17 protein-coding genes are annotated in these 15,739 nt (G+C 72.8%); 13 read left to right on the forward strand and 4 right to left on the reverse strand.

What is annotated here, in order from left to right; genetic code table 11:
- Nucleotides 1-84 precede the first annotated feature (84 nt).
- Nucleotides 85-1,011: a LysR family transcriptional regulator ArgP gene (locus ACH45N_RS07665; protein ID WP_397392702.1), complete on the reverse strand. Its 927-nt coding sequence runs from the start codon at nt 1,009-1,011 to the stop codon at nt 85-87.
- A gap of 90 nt (nt 1,012-1,101) precedes the next feature.
- On the opposite strand from ACH45N_RS07665, the gene ACH45N_RS07670 reads away from it, so the two are divergent.
- The gene (locus ACH45N_RS07670) at nt 1,102-1,719 is read left to right on the forward strand and encodes a LysE/ArgO family amino acid transporter (RefSeq protein ID WP_397392704.1); all 618 of its coding nucleotides are present in this window, start codon (nt 1,102-1,104) and stop codon (nt 1,717-1,719) included.
- Here ACH45N_RS07670 and ACH45N_RS07675 read toward each other — a convergent pair.
- Nucleotides 1,716-2,999 carry an aminotransferase class I/II-fold pyridoxal phosphate-dependent enzyme gene (locus ACH45N_RS07675; protein WP_397392706.1) on the reverse strand — a complete coding sequence of 428 codons (1,284 nt, stop codon included), beginning with the start codon at nt 2,997-2,999 and terminating at the stop codon, nt 1,716-1,718. The two genes, ACH45N_RS07670 and ACH45N_RS07675, sit on opposite strands and share 4 nt — an antisense overlap.
- A gap of 180 nt (nt 3,000-3,179) precedes the next feature.
- On the opposite strand from ACH45N_RS07675, the gene ACH45N_RS07680 reads away from it, so the two are divergent.
- The 6 genes from ACH45N_RS07680 to ACH45N_RS07705 all read left to right on the forward strand — a co-directional run bounded on the left by ACH45N_RS07680 (nt 3,180) and on the right by ACH45N_RS07705 (nt 7,541).
- On the forward strand, nt 3,180-4,574 hold the full coding sequence (locus ACH45N_RS07680; RefSeq protein ID WP_397392708.1) for a CpaF family protein: 1,395 nt from the start codon (nt 3,180-3,182) through the stop codon (nt 4,572-4,574).
- Entirely contained in the window at nt 4,574-5,431 is an 858-nt protein-coding gene (locus ACH45N_RS07685; protein ID WP_397392710.1) for a type II secretion system F family protein, read from the forward strand. Before ACH45N_RS07680 ends, ACH45N_RS07685 begins: the two co-directional genes overlap by 1 nt.
- Nucleotides 5,428-6,345, forward strand: a complete 918-nt coding sequence (locus ACH45N_RS07690; RefSeq protein WP_397392712.1) for a type II secretion system F family protein — start codon at nt 5,428-5,430, stop codon at nt 6,343-6,345. The genes ACH45N_RS07685 and ACH45N_RS07690 overlap by 4 nt, the downstream gene beginning before the upstream one ends.
- Before the next feature lie 40 nt (nt 6,346-6,385).
- Entirely contained in the window at nt 6,386-6,592 is a 207-nt protein-coding gene (locus tag ACH45N_RS07695) for a hypothetical protein (protein WP_397392714.1), read from the forward strand.
- The gene (locus ACH45N_RS07700; RefSeq protein WP_397392716.1) at nt 6,589-6,969 is read left to right on the forward strand and encodes a TadE/TadG family type IV pilus assembly protein; all 381 of its coding nucleotides are present in this window, start codon (nt 6,589-6,591) and stop codon (nt 6,967-6,969) included. Before ACH45N_RS07695 ends, ACH45N_RS07700 begins: the two co-directional genes overlap by 4 nt.
- Nucleotides 6,970-7,133: 164 nt before the next feature.
- Entirely contained in the window at nt 7,134-7,541 is a 408-nt protein-coding gene (locus ACH45N_RS07705; RefSeq protein ID WP_397392718.1) for a pilus assembly protein, read from the forward strand.
- Nucleotides 7,542-7,659: 118 nt separating this feature from the next.
- Here the strand turns inward: ACH45N_RS07705 and ACH45N_RS07710 are convergent, their stop codons facing one another.
- Nucleotides 7,660-8,982: an endo-1,4-beta-xylanase gene (locus ACH45N_RS07710; RefSeq protein WP_397392720.1), complete on the reverse strand. Its 1,323-nt coding sequence runs from the start codon at nt 8,980-8,982 to the stop codon at nt 7,660-7,662.
- A 359-nt stretch (nt 8,983-9,341) separates the two neighbouring features.
- Between ACH45N_RS07710 and ACH45N_RS07715 the strand changes: the two genes are divergently transcribed.
- The 3 genes from ACH45N_RS07715 to prfB all read left to right on the forward strand — a co-directional run bounded on the left by ACH45N_RS07715 (nt 9,342) and on the right by prfB (nt 11,406).
- On the forward strand, nt 9,342-9,752 hold the full coding sequence (locus tag ACH45N_RS07715; RefSeq protein ID WP_397392722.1) for a hypothetical protein: 411 nt from the start codon (nt 9,342-9,344) through the stop codon (nt 9,750-9,752).
- 38 nt (nt 9,753-9,790) lie between these two features.
- Entirely contained in the window at nt 9,791-10,228 is a 438-nt protein-coding gene (locus ACH45N_RS07720; RefSeq protein ID WP_397392724.1) for an ankyrin repeat domain-containing protein, read from the forward strand.
- Between the two features lie 68 nt (nt 10,229-10,296).
- Complete coding sequence (prfB, locus tag ACH45N_RS07725) at nt 10,297-11,406, forward strand: peptide chain release factor 2 (protein WP_285102872.1); 1,110 nt, start codon at nt 10,297-10,299, stop codon at nt 11,404-11,406.
- 40 nt (nt 11,407-11,446) lie between these two features.
- Here the strand turns inward: prfB and ACH45N_RS07730 are convergent, their stop codons facing one another.
- Nucleotides 11,447-12,490, reverse strand: coding sequence for an NAD(P)-dependent alcohol dehydrogenase (locus ACH45N_RS07730; RefSeq protein ID WP_397392726.1), 1,044 nt, complete (start codon nt 12,488-12,490; stop codon nt 11,447-11,449).
- Nucleotides 12,491-12,688: 198 nt separating this feature from the next.
- Between ACH45N_RS07730 and ftsE the strand changes: the two genes are divergently transcribed.
- The 3 genes from ftsE to ACH45N_RS07745 are packed head-to-tail and all read left to right on the forward strand — an operon-like array spanning nt 12,689 to nt 15,737.
- The gene (gene ftsE, locus ACH45N_RS07735; RefSeq protein ID WP_397392728.1) at nt 12,689-13,465 is read left to right on the forward strand and encodes a cell division ATP-binding protein FtsE; all 777 of its coding nucleotides are present in this window, start codon (nt 12,689-12,691) and stop codon (nt 13,463-13,465) included.
- Nucleotides 13,466-13,467: 2 nt separating this feature from the next.
- Complete coding sequence (ftsX, locus tag ACH45N_RS07740) at nt 13,468-14,379, forward strand: permease-like cell division protein FtsX (RefSeq protein WP_397392730.1); 912 nt, start codon at nt 13,468-13,470, stop codon at nt 14,377-14,379.
- Nucleotides 14,379-15,737 (forward strand): peptidoglycan DD-metalloendopeptidase family protein, encoded by a 1,359-nt coding sequence (locus ACH45N_RS07745; RefSeq protein ID WP_397392732.1) that lies wholly within the window; start codon nt 14,379-14,381, stop codon nt 15,735-15,737. Before ftsX ends, ACH45N_RS07745 begins: the two co-directional genes overlap by 1 nt.
- Nucleotides 15,738-15,739 lie beyond the last annotated feature (2 nt).

A 15,739-nucleotide genomic window follows, 5' to 3' on the forward strand; every position in this document is an offset into this window, starting at 1 on the left:
GAAGTCGGACACGGGATGTCCGGTTCATGATTCGGAAGTGCGGTAGGACTGGAACAGGGTTAATGATGGGGGTACGTCCAGATTTCACGCCGGCAGCAGCTTGCGCGTTGCTTCTTTTCGCAGCGCCGCCGTGACCCGGTCCAGCACCGCGGAGCGGAGCTTCCACTGCTGCAGGAGGAGCGGGATGTCCAGCACGTAGCCGGGCTCCAGCGGCGTGATGCCGCCGCCCGTGCCGGCGTGCAGGCCGCCGATGGCGGGCACCTCGAGCAGCATGCCCCAGCCCAGGCCCAGGCGGATGGTGTCCTCGTACTCGACGGTGCTCGGCACGTGGAACCGCGGCGGCCGGGCGTGCGGCGCGCGGGCGCGCAGGTAGACGTCCTGCAGGTCGTCGGTCCGGTCGAAGACGACGACGGGCGCGGCGGCAAGGGCCTCCGGCGTCGGGCCCTGGGGGAACCAGCGCTCCGCGAAGGCGCGCGTGCAGGCCGGGCGGTAGCGCATGATCCCGAGCGGGGTGCTGCGGCAGCCCTGCACCTGCGCGGTCTGCGAGGTGACCGCCGCCATGACCACGCCCTCGCGCAGCAGGTCGGCGGTGCGGCTGTCGTCGGCCCGGTGGAGGTCGAAGGTGATGCCCTCGACCTGGGCGAGGGCGGGCAGCACCCAGGTGGCCAGGGAGTCGGCGCTCACGGCCAGGGGCACCGTGACGAGGCGGCCGGGCATGCCGTCGTCCGCGTCCTCGGGCGGATCGTCGGCGCCGTACGCACCGAGCTCCGCGGCGACCTCCGCGCCGAGCAGCTCGGTCTGCCGCGCGAGGCGTAGCAGCGCCTGGCCCGACGGCGTGGCGACGACCGGCCGGGCGCGCCGCACGAGCACGCTGCCCGCCGCGTTCTCCAGCGCGCGGATGCGCTGGCTCACCGCCGACGGGGTCACGTGCAGGGCGCGCGCCGCGGCGTCGAACGAGCCCTCGGCGACCACGGCGGCCAGGGCTTCGAGCTGGCGGGAGTCCCATCGCATGGGGCCAGTCTGGCGCATCTTCAGTTCTGCTTACGCGGCCTGAGAAACATGAACTGGTCTTCACGTAGGTCGGCTGCCTAGCGTGGAGGCATGCTCGCCCTGCTCGCCGGACTCGGATTCGGCCTCTCGCTCATCGTCGCCATCGGAGCCCAGAACGCCTTCGTGCTGCGCCAGGGGCTGCGCCGCGAGCACGTGGGCGTCGTGGCGGCGATCTGCGCGGCGTCCGACGTCGCGCTCTACGCCGCCGGTGCCGCGGGGTTCGGTCCGCTGGTCGAGCGCTGGCCGGACGCCGTGGTCGTGGTGCGCTGGCTGGGCGCCGCCGTCGTGGTCGGGTACGGGGCCATGGCGGCCTGGCGGGCGGTCAAGGGCGACACGACGCTCGCCGCGGCCGACGACGGCTCCCTCGGCGACAGCCCCGGCCGCCGCCTGCGCCCCGTGGTCCTGACGGCGCTCGCGCTCACGTGGCTCAACCCGCACGTGTACCTCGACACCGTGGTGCTGCAGGGTTCGGTCGCCGCCACCTACGGCGACACCCGCTGGTGGTTCACCGCGGGCGCGATGGTCTCCAGCGTCGCGTGGTTCGCCGCCCTCGGGTACGGCGCGCGACTGCTCGCCCCGGTGCTCCGCCGTCCGAACGCGTGGCGCGTGCTCGACGGCGTGATCGCGCTGATCATGCTGGCCGTGGCGATCTCGCTGGTCACGGGCTAGCTGAGGGGCACTCCCAGGCCCGCGAGACGCGTCGCGGCGTCGCGCAGCACCTCCTCGCGCTTCACGAACGTGAACCGCACGTGGTTCGCCAGGGCCCGCGCCGTCGGGGAGCCCGCGCGGCAGAACGCCGACGCCGGGATCGCCACGACCCCCGCCAGCTCGGGCAGACGGCGGCACAGCTCGACGCCGTCGCGCAGACCCAGTCGCGCGAGCACCGCCGACGCGTCGGCCATCACGAAGTACGTGCCCGCCGGGCGCGTCACCACGAAGCCGGCGGCCTCCAGGCCAGCGCACAGGAGGTCCCGGCGGTCGGCCAGCGAGGCGGCCAGCGCGCGCGGCGTGTCGTCGTCGGCCAGGGCCTGCGCGATCGCGGGCTGGAAGGGCGCGCCCGAGGTGTACGTCAGGTACTGCTTGACCGTCCGCACGGCCGTGACCAGGTCGGCCGGCCCGTGCACCCAGCCCACCTTCCAGCCCGTGAACGAGAACGTCTTGCCCGACGACGAGATGGTCAGCGTGCGCCCGGCCATGCCCTGCAGCGTCGCGACCGGCACGTGCTCCGCGCCGAACGTCAGGTGCTCGTAGACCTCGTCGGTCACCACGATCGCGTCGTACTCCCGGGCGACCGCCGCGACAGCCTCCAGCTCGTCCCGCGTGAGCACCGTCCCGGTCGGGTTGTGCGGCGAGTTGAGCAGGATCATCCGCAGGCGGTCGGTGGCCACGGCCCGCAGGGCCTCGACGTCGAGCCGGAACCCGTCCGGCCCCGGGACCAGCGGGGCGGTGACGTGCGTGGCGCCCGACATGCCGATCGCCGCCGCGTGCGAGTCGTAGAACGGCTCCAGCGTCAGCACCTCGTCGCCCGGCCGGGTCAGGGCCAGGACGGCGGCCGTGAGCGCCTCGGTGGCACCCGTGGTGACCAGCACCTCGGTGTCGGGATCGACGTCGAGCCCGTAGTGCCGCTTCTGGTGCTCGGCGACGGCCTGGCGCAGCTCCGGCACGCCGTCACCGGGTGCGTACTGGTTGCGGCCGGCCTCGATCGCCTTGATCGCCGCCTGCTTGACGTACTCCGGGCCGTCGACGTCGGGGAACCCCTGGCCGAGGTTGATCGCCCCCGTCCGGACCGCCAGCGCCGACATCTCGGCGAAGATCGTGACGGCGACGCTGCCGTCCTCGGCCAGCAGCCCGGCGGCGCTCGCGGTGGCCTGCCAGCGGTCCGTGCCGCGGGCGGACCCGCTGCCGGAGTCGCGCGCGGGGTCGTGGCTGGAGGAAGGATGGGCGCTCATGGGCTAGACGATATCCACCGCTCGTCCACCGCGGGTTCATCTCCGGGCATCTCCGACAACCCGCTTTACCTGCACCTTTGTGGACAACTCTGTGGATTAGGTGGATAACTCCGGCTTCTGGGGAAAGTTATCCACAGGGTGGCCTGCGGAGATGAACGTTTGGATCTAGCGTTGCCGCTCATGGGCGATGAGGGGGCGCGGATCCTCGAGCACGAGGTCCGCGAGCTGGTGCGGCGCAGGGGGCTGGACCCGATCGGTGATCGGGAGGGGCTGTCGAGCCTCGTCACGGACGCGGTGGGCGACTACGCGACACGGGCGAGCGTCGGCGTGGTGCCGCCGCTCGACGATCCCGACGCCGCGGCGCGCACGGTGACGGACGCCGTGGGTGGGTTCGGGCCGTTGCAGCCCTACCTCGACGACCCCGAGATCGAGGAGGTCTGGCTCAACTCTCCGACCCACGTCTACGTCGCGCGGCGCGGGGTGTCCGAGCTGACCAGCACGGTCCTGACCGACGAGCAGGTGCGCGACCTCGTGGAGCGGATGCTCAAGACGTCCGGGCGCCGGCTCGACCTGTCCAGCCCGTTCGTGGACGCCCGGTTGCCCGGTGGGGAGCGGCTCCACGTCGTCATCCCCGACATCACGCGATCGGCCTGGGCCGTGAACATCCGCAAGCACGTGGTCCGCGCTCGCTCGCTGGCGGACATGGTGCGGCTCGGTTCGCTGACGGCGCAGGCCGCGACGTTCCTCGACGCCGCGGTGCGGGCCGGGCTCAACGTGCTCGTCTCGGGCCAGACCCAGGCGGGCAAGACCACGATGCTCAATGCGCTGGCCGGTTCGATCCCGGGTTCCGAGCGGGTCATCTCGGCCGAGGAGGTCTGGGAGCTGCGCCTCCCGGTCCGCGACCACGTGGCGCTGCAGACCCGCCCCGCCAACCTCGAGGGCACCGGCGAGGTGCCCCTGCGGCGCCTGGTCAAGGAGGCCCTGCGGATGCGCCCGGACCGGCTGGTGATCGGCGAGGTCCGGGAGGCGGAGGCGTTCGACCTGCTCATCGCCCTGAACAGCGGCGTGCCCGGCATGTGCACGCTGCACGCCAACACGGCGCGGGAGGCCGTCGCGAAGATGACCACGCTCCCGCTGCTCGCGGGGGAGAACGTGTCCGACCGGTTCGTGGTGCCCACCGTCGCCTCCGCCGTGGACCTCGTGGTGCACCTCGGCCTGACCCGGGCCGCGGACGGCGTGGTGCGTCGCCAGGTCCGCGAGATCGTCGCGGTGACGGGCCGGGTCGAGGAGGGGCGCATCGAGACCGCCGGGATCTTCGCCCGGGACGCCGACGGGGACCTGCGCCGCGGCGACGGCATGCCGCCGGGCGAGGACCGGTTCGAGCGTGCCGGGTTCGACGTGCGGGCGCTGCTCGCCGACCCGCGCGCGCTGTCGTCGGACGCGGGGACACGCCCCGCGCGGAGTGCTGCCACCGGTCCGTGGGCCGGCGCGGGCGGTGCGGGTGTGGGCGCGCGTGCCGCGGTGGGTGGTCGCCCGGGCGCCCGGGCCGGCGCCAGCCCCTGGGCGACCCGCTGATGGGCGTGGTGGTGGGCCTGCTCCTGGGCGCCGGACTGTTCTGCGTGTGGTGGTCATTCTGGGCCCCGACGCCGCGCCCCGCGGGCCGGGTGACCTGGCAGATGCGTACCCGGGACCTGCTGACCCAGGCCGGGGCGCCGTCCGTGACGCCCGCGATGCTCGTCGGCTCGTGCGTGGCGCTCGGCGTCGTGACCCTGCTCGTGGCGCTCGCCCTGACCCGCTCTCCGGCGATCGCCGCCTGCTTCGCGCTGCTCGCCGCGCCGGGCCCCGTGGTGCTGGTCCGCGCCCGGGCACGCCACCGCCGTCGGGCGCTGCGGGAGGTGTGGCCCGAGGTCGTGGACCACCTCGCCTCCGGCGTGCGCGCCGGGCTGTCGCTGCCCGAGGCCGTGGCCCAGCTCGCGCACCGGGGTCCGGCCGAGCTGCGCGAGCCCTTCGGCCGCTTCGCCCAGGACTACCGCGCCGGCGGCCGGTTCGGCGATGCCCTGGACGCGCTCAAGGAGCGCCTCGCCGACCCGGTGGCCGACCGCATCGTGGAGGCCCTGCGCCTCACCCGCGAGGTCGGCGGCCAGGACCTGGGCCGCCTGCTGCGCACCCTGAGCGGTTTTCTCCGTGAGGACGCCGCGACCCGGGGCGAGCTGGAGGCGCGGCAGAGCTGGACGGTCAACGGCGCGCGCGTCGCTGTCGCCGGGCCGTGGGTCGTCCTCGCCCTGCTGTCCACACGGCCGGAGACGGCGCGCGCCTACGACTCGCCCGCGGGCGTCACCGTGCTCGTCACCGGCGGTCTCTGCGCCCTGGTCGCCTACCGGCTGATGCTGCGGATCGGACGCCTGCCCGCGGAGCGCAGGGTGCTGCGGTGACGGGCTGGGCGGCGGGAGCACTCGTGGGGCTCGGTGTCGCGCTGGGGGTGCTGATCGTGCTCTCGCGCCTGCGGGCCAGGGCCGTCAGCCTCGACGAGCGGCTCGCCCCCTACCTGCGTCCGCGCGACGCGACCTCGACGCTGCTGCGCGAGGCCAGCCGCACCTCGGCGGTGGTCCGGCTCCTCGGACTGCACGACGTCGGCGCGCGCCTCGAACGCTTCGGCGCACCCCGGGAGGAGATCCGTCGCCGCCTCGACCGCGCCGGGTCCGCGGAGACCGTCGACCACTTCCGCGCCCGCCAGGTGGTCTGGACGGTCGCGGGCCTCGCGGTGGGTCTCGGCCTCGCGCTGCTGCTCGCGGCGACGCGCGGCGCGGGCATCGTCCCGCTGGTGGCGCTCGTGGTGGTCGCGGGCGGTTGCGGCTACGTCACGTGCGACCAGGCCCTCACGCTCCGGGTACGACGCCGCGAGGAGCGGCTGCTCGCCGAGCTGCCCACGATCGCGGAGCTGCTCGCCCTCGCGGTGGCGGCGGGGGAGAGCCCGCCGGCCGCGCTCGAACGGGTGGCGTCCACGGCCCGCGGCGAGCTGGCCGGCGAGATCCGGCGCATGGTCGCCGAGGTGCGCGCGGGCGCACCCGTGACGGCCGCCCTCACCGCACTCGCGGAGCGGTCCGGCCTGCCACCCCTGTCCCGGTTCGCCGAGGGCGTGGTGGTCGCGCTGGAGCGCGGCACCCCGCTGGCGGACGTGCTGCGCGCCCAGGCCCGCGACGTCCGCGAGGCCGGCCGCCGCTCCCTCCTGGAGGCGGGCGGCCGCAAGGAGATCCTGATGATGGTCCCGGTCGTGTTCCTCGTGCTGCCGGTCACCGTCGTCTTCGCTGTTTTCCCCAGCCTGGCCACCCTCCGGATCGGGCTCTGACATGACCTCGCCACGAGGTCTGCCGACGAAAGGAAACGCTGTGCGCGACGACCGAGGGACCAGGAGCCCGACCGATGCCATCACCGAGGCTGCCGAGAACGTGGAGGCCGAACGGGGCGACGTGCCGGGGTGGGTGCTCGTCACCCTGATGACCGCCGGACTCGTGGTGGCGCTCTGGGCCGTGGCGGGACCGCTGCTCGAGAACGCCTTCCGCCAGGCGATCAGCAGCGTGACGGGCCAGGGGTGAGCACGGGCCGGCGCGAGCACGGTTCCGCGGCGGTCGAGTTCCTGCTGGTGTCAGTGCTGGTCCTGGGCCTCCTGCTCGGGGTGGTCCAGGTGGCGCTCGCCGTCCACGTGCGGTCGCTCGCGATCGACGCTGCCGCCGAGGGCGCCCGTGTGGCGGCCCGCGCGGACCGGACCCCGGCTGACGGTGTCGCCCGCACGCGCGCGCTCCTGGCAGGAGCCCTGACCGGCGACTACGCCCGCGACGTCACCGCCGGCAGCACCACGCGCGGCGGCCTGGAGGTGACCGAGGTGACGGTCCGCACCCCGCTGCCCGTGGTCGGCCTGCTGGGGCCGGGCGGCACGCTCACGGTGCGCGGCCACGCGCTGGAGGAGGAGTGAGTCAGCCGCGCAGCAGGGCGCGGGGAAACGTTCCCGCAGCCGAGGAGGTAACGCTGAGCACGCAGTGCTACGTCTCCGTTACCTCCTCCGCTGCGGTGACTGTGCCCCGGGGCTCAGGGCGGCGCCCGAGCCGTGCGGGTCGCGGGAGCGAGGAGGGCTCGGCGATGGTCGAGTTCCTCGGGGTCGCGCTGATCCTGCTGATCCCGCTGGTCTACCTCGTGGTGACGCTCGGCCGCGTGCAGGCCGGCGCGTTCGCCGCCGAGGGCGCGGCCACGGGTGCGGTTCGCGCGCTCGTCACGGCGGAGTCGACGGCGGTCGGCACCGCCCGGGCCGACGCCGCCGTCCGCATCGCCCTGACCGACCAGGGCTTCGCGGGCGGTGAGGGTGCGCTCACCCTGCGGTGCTCGCAGTCCCCGTGCCTGACGCCCGGCGGTTCCGTGGCCGCCGTCGTCCGCGTGGAGGTACCCCTGCCCCTGCTGCCCGACGCCGTGCGGGGCTGGGTGCCGTTGTCCGTCCCCGTCGAGGCGGCGCGCACGGGCACGGTCGACGAGTACGCGGCGGTCCGGCCCTGAGGAGTGTCCGGCGGTGGCCGAGCGCGGCGACGGTCCGCACCCCTCCGTGGGGTGCGGACCGCCATCGTGCTGCCCGACCGAGCGGCCTCGCGCCGGCGACCGGGCCGGGCTCGGTCCGTCAGGTGGTCGAGCAGGTCGCGGTGGGCAGGTTCGTGTTGCCGTTCTTGTAGAGCGTGATCCCGAACGAGTTCCCGTTCCCGTTCGGTGTGGCCGTCAGCGTGCCGGAGCTTCCGGAGACCGTGGCGTTCCAGGAGTTCTGCAGGCTCTGGCTGCCCTGGAGCTGGATCGAGACGCGCCAGGTCGAGCTGCCGGAGACCGCGAGCGAGACGTTGAACCGGTCGGACCACTCCTCGGCGCGGGTGACGGTGACGGTGCAACCGTCGCCGGGCTGCGGGTTACCGGTGCCGCCCGCGTTCAGCGCGTCCAGCGTGTAGTTGTAGGCGAGCTTCTTGTTGCCGTTGCCGTCGAAGAGGAGCGGGGTGTCGCCGGACCGCCACGAGTCGGAGTCCCGCACGCCCCAGACGCTGATGCCGGTGCAGCGCGAGACGGCGAGGCACGCCTGGACGATCCCGCGGTACTGCTCGGCCTGCGAGGTGCCGGAGCCCGCGATGTCGAGCTCGGTGATCTGGACGTCGACGCCGAGCGCCGCGAAGTTGCCCAGGGTGGTGTGGTAGTTGCTCGGGACCGGGTTCCCGCTGTTGAAGTGGGCCTGGAAGCCGACGCAGTCGATCGGCACGCCGCGGGACTTGAAGTCGCGGACCATGTTGTACACGGCCTGGGTCTTGGCGTGGCTCCAGTTGTCCGTGTTGTAGTCGTTGTAGCAGAGCTTGGCGTTCGGGTCGGCGGCCCGGGCGGCGCGGAACGCGGCCTCGATCCAGTCGTTACCGGTGCGCTGCAGGTTCGAGTCGCGGCGGGCGCCCGAGGAGCCGTCGGCGAACGCCTCGTTCACCACGTCCCAGGAGTGGATCTGGCCGCGGTAGTGGGTCGCGACCTGGGTCACGTGGTTGAGCATCGCGGACCGCAGCGCGGAGCCGCTCATGTTCTGCATCCAGCCCGGCTGCTGCGAGTGCCAGGCCAGCGTGTGCCCCCGGACCTGCTTGCCGTTGCTCCGCGCCCAGCTCACGATGCGGTCGCCGTTGGTGTAGTTGAACTGGTTCTGGTTCGGCTCGGTGGCGTCGAGCTTCATCTCGTTCTCGGCGGTGACCATGTTGAACTCGCGGTTCGCGATGGTGGTGTAGGCCGTGTCCGAGAGCTTGTTCGCCGCGATCGCGGTACCGAAGTACCGGCCGGACTCCGCGGCGGCCGCCTGCAGGGTGCTGCCGGCGGCCTGGGCCGAGGTGACGGCCACGCCGGTGCTGAGCACCACGGCGGCCAGCGTGGCGAGCGAGACCGCCCGCAGCGTGCGCCGGTGGCGCGATGGGGTGAGCGTTCGGGTCATCATCGTCGATCCCCTTCGTTCAGGACGTGCCGTCGTTGGCCCGTCGGGACGTGGAAAAGGATTTCTATGCCTCCCACCAGGTGTCAAGGGTTTCGCTAAACGTTTTCGAAGATCGGACGAATCTAAACGTTTAGGTCGCGCCCCGCGGGCGGGTCAGGGTGGCGGACCACCGTTCCGCGACTTGTCCACAGGCCCGCCGAGCCGTGTCCACCCCTCCGGCGAACAATGGACGGATGCCCCTCGCCGACCTCACCGACGTCCGTCCGGCTGTCCCTCCGGACGCTCGCCCGGCTGTCCCTCCGGACGCTCGCCCGGACGCGCGCCCGGACGCCTCTGACGGGTCGCGCGAGAGCGGTCGCATCATGTTGCTCACCTCGGCCTTCGTCGCGTTCGCGCTCATGCTGGTCGCGGTGGTCGCCTCCGCGAGCGCGGTGCACCTGGACCGCAAGGCCCTCTACGACGTGGCGGACCTCGCCGCGGCCGACGCGGCGGACGCGATGTCCCCGGACTCGTTCTACGCGGGCGCGGGCGCGCCCGCCGACGGCGCCCCGCTCACCCTGTCCGACGCCGACGTGCGCGCCGCCGTCGAGCGCTACCTCGCCGCGCACCCGCCCGGCCTGCCGGTGGCGGTGACCGGGGCGTCGTCGCCGGACGGGCGGTCCGCGCGGGTGACGCTCGCGGCCGTGTCCCGTCCACCCCTGCTGCGCTGGTTCACGGGCGCGTTCGGCGGCGGGATCGGCCTGTCGGCGTCGTCGACGGCCCGGGCCTGGTGAGCGCGGCCGACGGCACCGGGCCGGGTTAGGTTGTGGCCATGAGCGAGCACGGCCACGACCAGCACGGCCACGACCAGCACGGCACGAGCGACCAGCACGGCACCGACCAGGGCGGCACGCGCCTCGAGCCCGAGCAGGTCTTCGACCTGGCCCGCCAGGGCGCGGACGTGCTGCTCGACCTGGTGGACGCCGGCCTGCCGGTCGAGCTGGCCGACGACGCCGGCAACACCCTGCTCATGCTCGCCGCCTACCACGGGCACGCGGACCTCACGGCGGGTCTCGCCGAGCGCGGCGCGGACGTGAACCGGCGCAACGCCAACAACCAGGCCCCGCTCGCGGGCGCCGTCTTCAAGAACGAGGCCGCCGTGATCCGGGTGCTGGTCGAGCACGGCGCGGACCCCGACGCGGGCACGCCCAGCGCCCGCGCGACCGCGCAGATGTTCGGCCGTGAGCTGCCCGAACCGGGAGCTCGCTGAGCCCGACCCGGGCCGGCGCGAGGTTTTCCGGCGTCGGGCACCGGGATGCGCGGGTAACCTTGAACATCGTGGCCACCAACGACTTTCCCGCTGAGATCAAGGCGCTCCGCACGACCCTCGAGTCCATCGAGGCCGTGAGCGACCCCACCGCGCTCGAGGCGAAGATCGCCGAGCTGTCGGAGCAGGCGTCGGCGCCCAACCTGTGGGACGACCCGGAGGAGGGCCAGAAGGTCACCTCCGCGCTCTCGGCCGCGCAGGCCGAGCTGAGCCGGGTCGAGAAGCTCGGCGCGCGCATCGACGACGTGGAGACACTCGTCGAGCTCGGCCAGGAGATGGACGACGCCGACTCGCTCACCGAGGCCGAGGAGGAGGTCGCCAAGATCCGCAAGGACCTCGCGGCACTCGAGGTGCGCACCCTGCTGAACGGCGAGTACGACTCGCGCGAGGCGGTCGTGACGATCCGTGCGGGGGCCGGCGGCGTGGACGCCGCCGACTTCGCCGAGATGCTGATGCGCATGTACCTGCGCTGGGCCGAGCGGCACGGCTACCCCACCAAGGTGGGCGACACGTCCTACGCCGAGGAGGCGGGCCTCAAGTCCGCGACCTTCGAGGTCAACGTGCCCTACGCCTTCGGCAACCTGTCCGTCGAGGCCGGCACGCACCGTCTGGTCCGCATCTCGCCGTTCGACAACCAGGGCCGCCGGCAGACGTCGTTCGCCGCCGTCGAGGTGATCCCGCTCATCGAGCAGACCGACCACATCGACATCCCGGACTCCGAGCTCAAGATCGACGTGTACCGCTCCTCGGGCCCGGGTGGTCAGTCGGTCAACACGACGGACTCCGCCGTGCGCATGACGCACATCCCCACGGGCGTCGTCGTCGCGATGCAGAACGAGAAGTCGCAGATCCAGAACCGCGCCGCCGCGTACCGCGTGCTCCAGTCGCGTCTCCTGCTGCTCCGCAAGGCGGAGGAGGCCGCGAAGAAGAAGGAGATGGCCGGCGACATCAAGGCCAGCTGGGGCGACCAGATGCGGTCCTACGTGCTGCAGCCGTACCAGATGGTCAAGGACCTGCGCACCGAGCACGAGTCGGGCAACCCGCAGGCCGTGTTCGACGGCGCCATCGACGACTTCATCGAGGCCGGCATCCGCTGGCGCCGCGGCGGCTCCGGGAGCTGACGGCGGACGGCGGGCGGCCCTGGCGGCCACCCCCGCCCGGTCACGCGTGCGGCACGATGACGGCGCGCCCGGAGAGCTGTCCGGACTCCAGCTTGCGGTACGCCTCGTCGTACTGGTCGAGGGTGTACCGCTCGATGTCGGGCACGATCTGCCCCGCCCGGTACATCGCGACCACCTCGTAGAGCTCCTCGACGGTGCCCCAGTAGGTGTTGGTGATCTCGGCCTCGTACGGGTTGGTGAAGAAGCTCCACTCGGTCACGCCGCCCGCGATGCCGACCACGGTGAGCCGCCCCTGCTGGGCCAGGCACGCCTGCGCCGTCCTGATCGTAGGCGCTGCGCCCACCAGGTCGAAGACCGCGTCGACGCCGCGTCCGCCGGTCAGCTCGCGGATCGCCCCGACCTGGTCCGGCCCGCCGGGCACGGTGACGGCGCCGTTGGCCGCCGCGCGGTCCATGGCGTCCTGCTTCATGTCGGTGGCGATCACGGTGGCACCGGTCAGCGCCGAGAGGATCTGCACGGCCACCTGGCCGAGCCCGCCCAGGCCCACGACCAGCGCGAACTTTCCGCCGCCCGCCAGCTTCGGCAGCGAGAGCTTGATCGCGTGGTACGGCGTGAGGCCGGCGTCGGCCAGGGGAGCGGCCGCGACCGGGTCGGCGTCGCCCAGCGGCACCAGGTTGCGCGCGGGCGCCACCATGTACTCCGCCATGCCGCCGTCGCGCCCGATCCCCGTCGCCGCCCACGGCATGGTCGCGGCGTTCTCGCAGTAGGTGTCCTGCCCGCGCGAGCAGGCCTTGCAGTGCCCGCAGCCGTTGGGCCCGTAGACGAGGAAGGCGTCGCCCTTCGTGAACCCGGTGACTCCTGGCCCCAGCTCCTCGATCCAGCCGGACGCCTCGTGCCCCAGCACGAACGGCGGCGCCGACGCCCCGGGCTGCCCCTCCGCGAACTCCTTGTAGAGCGCCACGTCGGAGTGGCACGCCCCGGACCCGGCGATCTTCAGCAGCACCTCGCCCGGTCCCGGGCTGGGTCGCTCCACCTCCCTGAGGCTCGGGAAGGTCTGGAACTTCTCGAACACGACAGCACGCATCAGCTCACGCTCCTGTTGCCGGGGGCCGGTTTCTCCATAAGAACTCATCCGGTGCGTTCCGGCGCGGGGTAACGGCGCGGCAAAATGCCGCTTGCGCGCGTTTTGGCCAGATATGGCGGCGGACGCCGCGCAACGGGGTGGGTGTCCTCGGCGTGTCTGCCCGACACGCCACCCGATCTCCGACCTAGGGTCGGGCTCGTGATCAGGTTCGAGAACGTGTCGAAGGTCTACGCGCGCGGCGCACGGCCTGCCCTCGACCAGGTCTCCGTGGACGTCGAGCGCGGTGAGTTCGTCTTCCTCGTGGGGGCCTCCGGCTCGGGCAAGTCGACCTTCCTGTCGCTCGTGCTGCGCGAGCAGCGGCCCACACGAGGCCGCGTCTACGTCGCGGGGCGGGACGTCGCGAACCTCTCCGGCTGGCGCGTGCCGACGCTGCGCCGCCAGCTCGGCGTGGTGTTCCAGGACTTCCGGCTGCTGCAGAACAAGACCGTCCACGAGAACGTGGCCTTCGCCCTGCAGGTGATCGGCAAGCCGCGGCACGTCATCCGCGACACCGTGCCCGAGGTGCTGGACATGGTCGGCCTGTCGGGCAAGGGCAAGCGGATGCCCACCGAGCTCTCCGGCGGTGAGCAGCAGCGCGCCGCGATCGCGCGCGCCATCGTCAACCGGCCGCAGATCCTCCTGGCCGACGAGCCCACGGGCAACCTGGACCCCACCACCTCGCTCGGCATCATGCGCCTGCTGGACCGCATCAACCGCACCGGGACCACGGTCGTCATGGCCACGCACGACGACGAGATCGTCAACGAGATGCGCCGCCGCGTCGTCGAGCTGTCGGACGGCGTCGTCGTCCGCGACGAGGCGCGCGGCGGCTACGGCGAGCGCGAGGCGATCCTGCCCGACGTCGGCGCCTCACCCGTGCTCGACGCCCCCGGCAGCGGGACGCGTGCGCCGGCCCAGACGGTGCGGGGGTCCTGAGCGTGCGCTTCCAGTTCGTGCTCGGCGAGGTCTTCAGCGGCCTGCGCCGGAACACCACCATGGTCGTGGCCGTGGTGCTCGTGACGTTCGTGTCCCTGACGTTCGTCGGCGCGGCCGCCCTGCTGCAGGCGCAGATCGGCAAGCTCAAGGACGACTGGTACGACCTCGTCGAGGTCTCCGTCTTCCTCTGCCCGGAGGGTTCGGTGTCGCCCACGTGCGCCACGGGCGAGGCCACCGACGACCAGATCGACGCCGTGCGCCAGGTCATCGACACCGAGCTCTCCTCGCAGGTCAGCAAGGTCTACTTCGAGTCGAAGCAGCAGGCGTTCGAGGCCTTCAGCGAGCGCTACCCCGACGGCTACCAGGGCACGCAGCTCACCGCCGACGACATGCAGGCGTCCCTGCGCCTCAAGCTGACCGACGCCGAGCAGTTCGCCGTCGTGAGCGACGTCCTGTCCGGGCGGGACGGCGTCGAGATCGTCGAGGACCAGCGGGCCGTCTTCGAGCCGCTGTTCCGCACGCTCAACGTCGCCACCCTGCTCGCGGCCGGCCTGGCCGGCGTCATGCTCCTCGCGGCGGTCCTGCTGATCACCACGACCATCCGGCTGAGCGCCGTCTCCCGGCGCAAGGAGACGGAGATCATGCGCCTGGTGGGCGCGTCCAACCTGTTCATCCAGCTCCCGTTCCTGCTGGAGGGGGCGCTGGCGGCCGTGCTCGGCTCCCTGCTCGCCGGCGGCGGGCTGTGGCTCGCCGTGCGGTTCATGGTCAGCGACTGGCTCGAACGGTCGGTCGACTGGGTCGCCTACGTGTCGGAGGTCGACGTGTTCCGCGTCGCGCCGCTGCTCGTGGTCATGGCGGTCGCGCTGGCCGCCCTCTCGTCCTTCTTCACCCTGAACCGGTACACGAGGATCTGATGTCCACTCCCCGAAACCCTCGCTCCAGGGTCCCCGGCCGCGGCACCGTCGCCGCGGCGCTGGCCGTCCTGCTCCTGCTGGGCGGCTCCACCGCCGTCCAGGCCGACGACCTGGACGACCGCCGCGCCGCCGCGGAGCGCCAGCAGGCCGCCAAGGAGAAGGAGCGCGAGAGCCTGGAGGCCGAGCTGGAGCACACGGACTCGCAGCTCGCGGACGCCGTGCTGGAGCTGAACCAGGTCGAGGGCCGGCTGCCGGTGGCGGAGGCCGAGCTCGCCGTGGCCGAGGCCGAGCTGCAGCGGGCAGAGCGGGAGGCCGCGATCCTGGCCCAGCGGCTGGCCGACGCCCAGCTCGAGGAGGCGCAGGTCACCCAGCTGCTCCAGGACGGTTCCGGCAAGGTCGACGACGCCCGCGACGACATCGCGCAGATGGCCCGCGAGGAGTTCCGGGGGTCCGGCAGCACGTCGACGCTCGGGCTGGTGACCGGCGCCCAGAGCACCGAGGAGTTCATCGACGGGTACTCGGTGTCGTCGTCCGCGGCCCGGATCCGGGCGCGCACGCTCGCCGAGCTGCAGGACGCCGAGGCGACCGCCCGCAACCTGCAGGCGCGGCTGACGGCCATCCGGGAGGTCGTCACCGAGCTCAAGCGGCTCGCGGACGAGAACGTGGAGTCCAAGGAGGCGGCCAAGCAGGCCGCGGTGGAGCGCAAGGCGGAGATCGAGCGCCTGATCGACCAGCAGCAGCGGCTCAAGAACCGCATCGAGCACCGCAAGGACGCCGCGCTGGCGAGCATGCAGGCGAACGAGCAGGAGCTGGGCTCCATCGAGGCCGACCTGAAGTCCATCATCCGCAAGCAGCAGGCGCGGGACGAGCGGCTGGCCCAGCAGCGGCAGGAGGAACAGGGCTCGTCTGGAGGCGGCGGCGGTTCCTCGTCCGGCGGTGGCGGCGGCGCCGGCACCATGACGTTCCTCAGCTACCCGACGGCGAACCCGTTCGTCACCTCGTCGTACGGCATGCGGTTCCACCCGGTGCTGAACTACTCCCGCCTGCACGCCGGCACCGACTTCCGGGCCTACTGCGGCACGCCGATCCTGGCCGCCGCCGACGGCACCGTGCTCTACGCGCGGACCTTGGCGGGGCTGGGCAACCAGGTGCTGATCGACCACGGCTACACGTCGAGCGGCACCAGCGTGATGACGAGCTCGAACCACCTCACGTCCTTCGCCGTCTCGGCGGGGCAGCGCGTCTCGCGGGGGCAGCTCATCGGCTACTCGGGCACCACGGGCACGTCCACCGCCTGCCACCTGCACTTCGAGCTGTACATCAACGGTTCCACGGTGGACCCGATGACCTGGCTCTAAAA

The organism is Promicromonospora sp. NPDC019610 (assembly GCF_044389365.1).
GTDB lineage: Bacteria > Actinomycetota > Actinomycetes > Actinomycetales > Cellulomonadaceae > Promicromonospora.

Bases quoted from the DNA above. Each gene is read 5' to 3' on its own strand.
- ACH45N_RS07665 (WP_397392702.1), bottom strand. From the start codon at position 1,011: ATGCGATGGGACTCCCGCCAGCTCGAAGCCCTGGCCGCCGTGGTCGCC.
- ACH45N_RS07670 (WP_397392704.1), top strand. From the start codon at position 1,102: ATGCTCGCCCTGCTCGCCGGACTCGGATTCGGCCTCTCGCTCATCGTC.
- ACH45N_RS07675 (WP_397392706.1), bottom strand. From the start codon at position 2,999: ATGAGCGCCCATCCTTCCTCCAGCCACGACCCCGCGCGCGACTCCGGC.
- ACH45N_RS07680 (WP_397392708.1), top strand. From the start codon at position 3,180: ATGGGCGATGAGGGGGCGCGGATCCTCGAGCACGAGGTCCGCGAGCTG.
- ACH45N_RS07685 (WP_397392710.1), top strand. From the start codon at position 4,574: ATGGGCGTGGTGGTGGGCCTGCTCCTGGGCGCCGGACTGTTCTGCGTG.
- ACH45N_RS07705 (WP_397392718.1), top strand. From the start codon at position 7,134: ATGGTCGAGTTCCTCGGGGTCGCGCTGATCCTGCTGATCCCGCTGGTC.
- ACH45N_RS07710 (WP_397392720.1), bottom strand. From the start codon at position 8,982: ATGATGACCCGAACGCTCACCCCATCGCGCCACCGGCGCACGCTGCGG.
- ACH45N_RS07715 (WP_397392722.1), top strand. From the start codon at position 9,342: ATGTTGCTCACCTCGGCCTTCGTCGCGTTCGCGCTCATGCTGGTCGCG.
- ACH45N_RS07720 (WP_397392724.1), top strand. From the start codon at position 9,791: ATGAGCGAGCACGGCCACGACCAGCACGGCCACGACCAGCACGGCACG.
- ACH45N_RS07730 (WP_397392726.1), bottom strand. From the start codon at position 12,490: ATGCGTGCTGTCGTGTTCGAGAAGTTCCAGACCTTCCCGAGCCTCAGG.
- ACH45N_RS07745 (WP_397392732.1), top strand. From the start codon at position 14,379: ATGTCCACTCCCCGAAACCCTCGCTCCAGGGTCCCCGGCCGCGGCACC.